Annotated in this window: 4 protein-coding genes and 1 pseudogene; 1 reads left to right on the top strand and 4 read right to left on the bottom strand. The window is 71.9% G+C overall.

The window, feature by feature from the left end:
• The 4 genes and pseudogenes from FHG89_RS31845 to murJ form a co-directional block, all read right to left on the bottom strand.
• Positions 1-467: pseudogene (locus FHG89_RS31845) on the bottom strand (hypothetical protein); the annotation flags it as partial.
• Positions 464-1,159, bottom strand: a complete 696-nt coding sequence (gene sigM / locus FHG89_RS31840; RefSeq protein ID WP_139588089.1) for an RNA polymerase sigma factor SigM — start codon at positions 1,157-1,159, stop codon at positions 464-466. The pseudogene FHG89_RS31845 and the gene sigM, both read right to left, overlap by 4 nt.
• A 43-nt stretch (positions 1,160-1,202) precedes the next feature.
• Positions 1,203-2,813, bottom strand: coding sequence for a protein kinase family protein (locus tag FHG89_RS31835; protein WP_139588088.1), 1,611 nt, complete (start codon positions 2,811-2,813; stop codon positions 1,203-1,205).
• Between the two features lie 446 nt (positions 2,814-3,259).
• Entirely contained in the window at positions 3,260-5,017 is a 1,758-nt protein-coding gene (gene murJ / locus FHG89_RS31830) for a murein biosynthesis integral membrane protein MurJ (RefSeq protein WP_139588087.1), read from the bottom strand.
• Positions 5,018-5,143: 126 nt separating this feature from the next.
• Between murJ and FHG89_RS31825 the strand changes: the two genes are divergently transcribed.
• Positions 5,144-6,601: a CCA tRNA nucleotidyltransferase gene (locus FHG89_RS31825; protein ID WP_139588086.1), complete on the top strand. Its 1,458-nt coding sequence runs from the start codon at positions 5,144-5,146 to the stop codon at positions 6,599-6,601.
• Positions 6,602-6,625: the final 24 nt, after the last annotated feature.

The following is a 6,625-nucleotide window of genomic DNA, read 5'->3' as shown; positions in this document are numbered from 1 at the left end:
GCCCTGAACCAGCCGGCCGTCGCGGCGCCCTCGGGCGCGCTGGCCGGCTGGTTCAGGGCGCTGGTGCCGGCGGTGTCCGAGGCGTTCATCGACAGCTGGTTGAGGCCCAACGCGACCCCGACGACGGCGACCGCCGCGACGGCCACCGGTCCGGGCCGCCGCCCCGCTCCACCCTGGGCCGGTACGACACCCGGGGCGGCGGCGGTGTCGTCAGCGGCGGCGGCCAGTGCCGCGAGGAGCCGGTCGGCGACCGCCGGCGGCATCACCGGGGACGGCTCGGCCCAGTCGGCCAGGTCGGCCCGCACCTGCGTCAGCGCGGAGCCCAGCCGGGCGTGCGCCTCGGCCCACGCCGGGTCCGAGTCCACCAGCCGGGCGACCTCCGCCTGCTGCGGCGTGCCGTCCAGCGCCCCGCCGAGGTAGTCAGCGAGCAGGTCGTCGTCGACCTCCCTGAACCCCTCGGTCGTCACGTGTCCTCCTGGTTGGCGTCCCGCCGGTAACGGCCCGGCCCCGATCCGACGCCCTCCACCGGGCGTGGGTTCCCCTGGGTGACGCCCGGCACGTCCGCGACCGGGTCCGACGGCTGCGGTCGGGCCGGGCGGAGGTGCCCGAGCGCCACCGCGAGCCGGGCTCTGCCCCGTGCGCAGCGGCTCTTCACCGTGCCCTCGGCGACGCCGAGGATGCGAGCCACCTCGGCGACGGGGTAGCCCTGCACGTCCACCAGCACCAGGGCGGCGCGCTGTTCGACGGGCAGGGTGGCGAGTGCCTGGCGGACCACCAGCGCGGTGTCGTGGTCCTGCACCGGCGCGGCCGGCTCCACACCGCGGGTGCCGGAGCCGTCCCCGGCCGGGTCGCCGTCGGGCAGTGGCACGGTGGGATGCGCCTGGCGGCGTCGGATCCGGTCCAGGCAGGCGTTGACCACGATCCGGTGCAGCCAGGTGGTGACCGCGGAGTCACCGCGGAAACGGCCGGCCGCCCGGTGCGCGGACAGCAGCGCGTCCTGGAGGGCGTCCGCCGCCTCCTCGCGGTCGCCGAGCGTTCGCAGAGCCACCGCCCACAACCGGTCGCGGTGTCGGCGGAACAGCTCGGCGAAGGCGTCCCGATCTCCGGCGGCGTGGGCGCGCAGCAGCTCCAGGTCCGTTGCCTCGTCGCGCCCGTCCATCACCGCGTCCAGCGGATGCGGTGGGACGGTGGAGGTGCCAGGCTCACGACCCCTGGACCGTGATCTCCTGCACCCCCAGCTTGAACCCGCCCTCGGACGGAGGCAGCTCGGTGATCCAGAACAGCAGGTACTGGTATTTCGTGTCGGCGTCGAAGCCGTTGAACGTCATGGTGGTGCCGTCGTGGTCCTCGAACGGCTGGCCGATCGGGGTCTTGTAACCCGCGACCAACTGCTTGTCACCGCTGGAGCTGGACGGCGGGTTGGTCGTGCCGGCGAGGAGTTGGGCTGACGCGCCGGTGGCCGACAGCACCGCCTGGACCGACTTGACGGTGTGCGGCTCGCCGAGGTCGATCCAGACGCCCATGCCCTTCTTCAGGTTGCCGAAGTTGGGCCGGTCGCGGTACGTCTCGGTCTCCCAGCCCTTGTCCTCGTCACCGTCGATGACCTTGTCGGCGCCGCCGAGCTCGCTGCGGTTCTTGCTGTCCGGGTCGATGATCCGGACGCTCTTCACGGTCAGCTTGCGCGCCGTGGCCGCGGCGGGGGTGGCGTCACCGGCCGGGGCGCTGGAGGTGGGTGCGGCGACCGGGTCGGCCTGCTGGTCCTTGTCGCCGTCGCCGCCGAGCGCGCTGATCCCGATCAGCAGACCGACCAAGGCGACAGCCAACAGACCGGCGATGCCGATGGCGACCTTGCGGCCACCGGCAGCCGCCAGTGGAGACGGCTCCTCCTCCGTGTCGGCCGCGAACCGCAGCGGGCCACTGTTGTCGAGGTAGTGCTCCTCCTCGGCCGGCACGTCCAGTCGCGCCAACTCGGCGGCGAGCACGTCCGACGAGGGCGGGGCGATCTCGGCGTCGAGCAGGTCCATGGTCAGGTCGTCCAGGTACGCGGGCACACCGGCCCGGACCTGGCGGGGTGCCGCGATGGCGCCGGCAGCGTCCCGGACACCGTCCGGAATGGCGGCCCGACCGTGGCCGGCGGTGGCGCCGTGCAGTGGCGCCTCGGCGTGCGGCCAGTGGCCGGTCAGGGCGAAGTAGAGGATGCCGCCGACCGCCCGGATGTCGTTCTCCTGGCTGTCGGCGCCGTCGGTGCGCGCGTCGGCCAGCACCACGCGGCCCTCGTCGCTGATCATGACGGTGCCGGGGTGGACGTTGCCGTGCACCATCCCGGTGGCGTGCACCGCGGCCAGCGCACTCGCGACGGCGTTGCCGATCGCGGTGGCCCGGGCCGGATCCAGCGGACCCTCGGTCGCCAGGTCGCGCAGGGACTGCCCGTCGACCCACTCACGGACCACGTACGCCCGCTCGGCCTCGTCGATCGCGTCGTAGACGCCGACCAGGTTGGGGTGGATGACCCGGCTGGCCGCGACGGCGGCCTGGAGCATCTCGGTGGCGGAGTCGCCACCCGGGTAGCGCAGGACCACCGCGACGGGGCGGCGCAGGATGACGTCGACCCCGCGCCAGACCAGCCGACCCGCGCTGTCGTTGTTGATGTGCTCGACCAGCTCGTAACGTTCGGCGAGGATTTCACCGGCCGTGGGAGCACCGAAGGTCATGACCGGCGGAGCGCTCTCGTCCGCCTCCTGACCCTCGCCGACCTGGGTCACCCGTCCTCCCTCGGTGATCGTGTCGATCGATGGACCCGAACTGCTGGGCATGTGGCTTCCCGCTCTGCCGTCGAAGGAACCGGCCGACCGGTGTCGACGCCCAGCGTCGGCGCCTGCCGTACCCGTCGAGAGCGACCTTACCCGGGTTGCCCGTCTCCCCGACATGTCATCTTCCCGCCGTACCCGGCGGGGGTGCCGGGAGTCAGGGCAGTCGTCCGCTTACGACCGTTCTCAGCCACGTTGCTGGCACATGTACTAGCCAATCTACGGCTTCACCGCAAGTGACCGACGTCGGGGCCGACCCTGGTGTGGCACCCTCGCCAACCGGCATGTTCCCACCGATCGGGCGACCACGCTCATCCGTACGGTTGGTTATCCACAGGACGATCCGGCGGCTGACCGGCGAATCGCGGAGTTATCCACAGATGCATCCCCAGCCTGGTGATCCGCGGTCACGTTCCGTGCGGCCACAACTTTCCGTGCCCGGATCCCTGCGGTCAGCGACCGAGTCGACGGCGGACCATGCCGACCACCTCGGTGATCTCCCCGATCCGCAGCACCATGGCGAGACCGAGGTACGTCCCGCCGATCACCGCCCCGCCGATCACGAGTTGGACGATCGCCTGCAGGCGTGTCGGCGTGTCGTCGCCAGGCAACAGCTTGACCACGAGCAGGCCGACCAGCGCCGCGCCGAGTGCCGCGACCAGGACCCGACCGCCGGTACGCATGATCTCCCCGAGGCCGATGCGCCCGACCCGGGGGCGCAGCAGCCAGGCGGAGCCGACCGCCGCCGCCAGGTAGGAGACCGCGTTGCCGATCATCATCCCGGCGCCGGCGAAGCTGGCGGAGAAGGCCACGAAGAGCACGATCTGCACGCCGATCCGCAGCGCCACCACCGGAATGTTGATCAGCGCGGGGGTGCGGGTGTCCGGCAGGGCGTAGAAGGCGAAGGTGAAGAGCTGGCTCACCGCGAACGGAACCAGCGCGAGCGCGGCGGCCAGCAACACGACCGACGTGGCGGTGGCGTTGTCCTCGTTGAAGGCGCCGAACCGGAACAGCGTGAACGCGATCGGAGTGGCGAGGACCGCGTAGCAGACCGCGATCGGAGCGAGCACCGCCGTGACCGTGCGGGTGCCCCGGGACAGGTCGGCGGCGACGTCGGCGAATCGACCGTCAGCGGCGGCGGCGCTCATCCGGGGCATCAGCGCGGTGATGATCGAGACGGCGATGATCCCGTGTGCGGTCATCAGCAGCAGGAAGACGTTGTTGTAGATCAGCGGGCCGGCGGCGTTCTCCTTGCCGGCCCGGTTCAGCAGGTTGAACAGCACGATGAGGCCGACCTGGCTCACGGCGACGTAGCAGATCATCCACGCCCCGAGCCGGCCCAGCTCGCGCAGGCCGAGCGCGCGGAAGTCGAAGCGCAGCTTCCAGCGGAAGCCGACCTTGCGCAGCGCCGGCAGCAGACCCGCCGCCTGGACCGCGACGCCGAGCAGGGTGCCACCGCCGATCAGCAGGATCCGGCCGGTGGTCATCTCCTCCGGGCGGACGATCTCCGCGCCGAACACGGCGATGTAGAGACCCGCCGTCCCGATCACCACGAGGTTGTTCAGGATCGGCGCCCACATCGGCGCGGCGAAGTGCCCCCGGGTGTTGAGCACCGCGCTGATCAGCGCGCTCAAGCCGGAGAAGAAGATCATCGGCAGCATGAGACGGGCCAGTCCCGTGACCAGCTGCGAATAGTCGCCACCCGACGGGCCGCTGCCGTAGAGCCATGTCAACGTCGAGGCGAAGGCGACCGCGAGCAGCGCCGCGACGCCGAGGGCGAGCACCGCCAGGGTGAGGAGCCGCTGGGCGTACGCCTGGCCGCCGTCGACGTCGACCTTGCGACGGCGCACCAGCACCGGAATCAGCACGCTGGTGAGCACGCCGCCGAGCAGGAACTCGTAGACCATCCCGGGCAGGATCTGCGCTGTCGTGTAAGCGTCACCGACCAGCGCGCCGCCGAGCGCCGCCGCGATGACCAGGTTGCGCAGGAAGCCCGTACCCCGGCTGACCAGGCTGCCGATCGCCATCACGGCGCTGTTCGTCGCCGCGCTCGCCTCACCCACCTGCTCCTGCGGCGGCGCGGTCGACTCCATGGCCGGCTGGTTCAGCGGCTCGGCGGAGATGAACGTGGCGCCGTCCCCGGGCCGCACGCCGGCTCCCGCACCGCCGTCCTGCGCGGCGTTCGCGCTGCGGTAGAGCCCGCCGCTCATCTCCAGCCTCCCAGGGGTACGTCGAGTCGGGCACCGACCCGCACGTCACAGACCATAGTCAACCCGTACCCGTTACCCGCGCCCGGCGGATCCGATCACACCTCGGCCCGATAGGCTGGCGATCCCATGTCCGAAGTCTCCGCTCACCACGCCGACCGCCGCGAACTCACCGCCGCGCAGCGCAACGCCGTCGCCGAACTGCTCCGGGTCTCCCCGGTCGCCGACGAGTTGGGCCGCCGGTTCGTGCGCGCCGGTCACGAGTTGCACCTGGTGGGCGGTTCGGTCCGGGACGCGCTGCTCGGCCGGCTCGGCGACGACCTGGACTTCTGCACCGACGCGCACCCCGACGAGACGCTGCGGATCCTCAAGGGCTGGGCCGAGTCGATCTGGGAGACCGGCCGGGAGTTCGGCACCATCGGCGCCCAGCGCGCCGGCCTCCGGCTGGAGATCACCACCTTCCGGGCCGAGTCGTACGACCAGGTGAGCCGCAACCCGGTCGTGGTGTACGGCACCAGCCTCGACGAGGACCTGAAGCGGCGCGACTTCACCATCAACGCGATGGCCGTCAGCCTGCCGGAGCACCGGTTCACCGACCCGCACGGCGGGCTGGACGACCTCTCGGCCAAGGTGATCCGTACCCCCAGCACCCCCCGCGAGTCGTTCGGCGACGACCCGCTGCGGATGCTGCGGGCGGCCCGGTTCGCCGCCCAACTGCGCTTCGCCGTGCACCCGGACGTGTACACGGCGATGACCGAGATGGCCGCCGACCTGGACCGGATCACCGCCGAACGGATCCGGGACGAGTTCACCAAGCTGCTCTGCGGCGCGGACCCGATCACCGGGCTGCGGCTGCTTGTCGACACGGGGCTGGCCGAGCGGTTCCTGCCGGAGCTGACCGGGCTGAAGCTGGAGATCGACGAGCACGCCCAGCACAAGGACGTCTACGAGCACACGCTGACGGTCGTCGAGAACGCGGTCTCCTTCGAGGAGGACGGCTGCGACTTCATCCTGCGGATGGCCGCCCTCATGCACGACGTGGGCAAGCCGGCGACGAAGGCGGTCGGGTCCGACGGCCGGGTCAGTTTCCACCACCACGAGGTGGTGGGCGCCCGGCTGACCAAGGCCCGGATGAAGGCGATGCGCTACCCCAAGGAGATCACCGCGAAGGTGACCGCGCTGGTCGCGCTGCACCTTCGTTTCTACGGGTACGGGCGGGGCGAGTGGACCGACTCGGCGGTGCGCCGCTACGTCGCCGACGCCGGTGACCTGCTGCCCCGGCTGCACAAGCTGACCCGCTCGGACTGCACCACCCGCAACCGTCGCAAGGCGGCCCAACTCGCCGCCGACTACGACGCGCTGGAGGACCGGATCGCCCGGATCGCGGCCGAGGAGGACCTCGCACGGGTCCGCCCCGACCTCGACGGCAACGCGATCATGGAGCTGCTCGGCGTACCGCCGGGGCCGGTCGTCGGGCGGGCCTGGAAGCACCTCAAGGAGCAGCGCCTGGAGCACGGGCCGCTGGACCGCGACGCCGCCGAGGCGGAGCTCCTGCGGTGGGCCCGCGCCGAGGGCCTGATCGCCTGAGGGCGCCGTTCCCGTCTCCGGGAG

This window comes from Micromonospora orduensis (assembly GCF_006228125.1).
Taxonomy (GTDB): Bacteria; Actinomycetota; Actinomycetes; order Mycobacteriales; family Micromonosporaceae; genus Micromonospora; species Micromonospora orduensis.
This window is presented reverse-complemented; position numbering and strand designations above follow the sequence as displayed.